At 51.1% G+C, this 1,369-nt stretch carries 1 protein-coding gene; it reads right to left on the bottom strand.

Features of this window, described 5'->3' with window-relative positions:
* On the bottom strand, positions 1–1,369 hold a 1,369-nt coding region (gene ltrA, locus HT737_RS30095), incomplete at both ends, for a group II intron reverse transcriptase/maturase (protein ID WP_182404640.1).

Genomic DNA, 1,369 nt, shown 5'->3' with positions numbered 1-1,369 from the left:
ACTGTCAATCCACGGCTGTGTAGCTGCTGATGACAAACTGGATGCAATAGTACTCGGTTATCCAAGGTGTCTCCACCGCCTTGCGAGCGGTGGATTACGTGATGGTCGTGCCACCCGCTTTCCTTGGTAATCGGTTGCTTGCACAGCGGACATAGACCTTTTTGGCTTTGAAAGAGACTTACGATCTGTTTCCGATACTTCAGCTTTTTAAGCATACGCACCATTCGTAATTTCTCTCCCATTTCCTCCATGGAGGGATCGAAGGGATTGTATTCCCCGCTCACCTTTCTATGCCGCTCGATCGCAGTGCTCGCTATTGAGTACAGGGGAGCTATTGCTTTCGTCCCGTCCGTCCTCATCGCCATGGTGGCGAACACCCAACTTCTGCCTTCATGGGGTTGGAAATAATCTCTCCTGACCCATTCCAACGATTTATTAGGATGTCGCCTTTTCGCCCAACGCCAGAGAGCATGGAAAACAGAGTTATCCATTCTGCTAAACGCCTTCTTGGCAACTACTGGCTGGTGGTACATCGCCCAGCCACGCAGTATCGGATTCAGCCGTTGGATCAGATCCTCTTGCTTTGCCGTTTTGTTGGTACTGATGACGTCCTTCACCTTGCGATAGAACGCTTTCACGTTTTTCTTGCTTGGCTTGATCAGGAGCTTTCCCTCGTACTTGCGGAAATTCCATCCCAGAAAGTCAAAACCTTTGTCTATGTGAACCACACGGGTTTTCTCGAGTGACAGCTGTAATCCTCGCAAAGCGAGGAATTTCTCCACCCAAGGTCTGATTTCGCTCTCCAGCATCTCTTTCGAGTTTCCGGTAATCACAAAGTCATCCGCATAGCGCACCACATTGATTTTCAGCTTCTTGGCCTTTGTCACGCCCAGATGTTGCTTGAGCTGTGACTCCAATCCATCCAGCACCATATTTGCCAAGGTTGGCGAGATGATCCCGCCTTGTGGCGTACCGGCATCCGTTGCCTGAAGCTGACCTTTATGAATCACTCCAGCCTTTAGCCATTTCCGGAGGATCGTTTTGTCCGTAGGGACATTGACGATCAGCCAGTCATGGTTGATGTGGTCAAAGCAACCTTTGATGTCCGCCTCCAGTACCCATTCGGCCGAAACCTTCTTGGATAAGCAGATGAACAGCTGTCCCATTGCGTCTGCGGTAGAGCGCTCGATCCTGAAGCCGTAGCTGTTCGGATCTCCGGTGGTTTCTGCAATGGGCGCCAGAGCTAGAAGGTATAGAGCCTGCATGGCCCTGTCAGTCATGGTCGGAATGCCCAGTGGGCGCTCCTTTCCGTTTGACTTCGGAATGAACACACGCCTTAAAGGCCGTGGTTTGTATCCGTGGCGCTTCA

Origin of the sequence: Pseudomonas sp. MD195_PC81_125 (assembly GCF_014060985.1) — a bacterium.
Classification (GTDB): domain Bacteria; phylum Pseudomonadota; class Gammaproteobacteria; order Pseudomonadales; family Pseudomonadaceae; genus Aquipseudomonas; species Aquipseudomonas parakoreensis.
The sequence above is the reverse complement of the archived record's forward strand: the minus strand, read 5'-3'. Positions and strand labels throughout refer to the sequence as shown.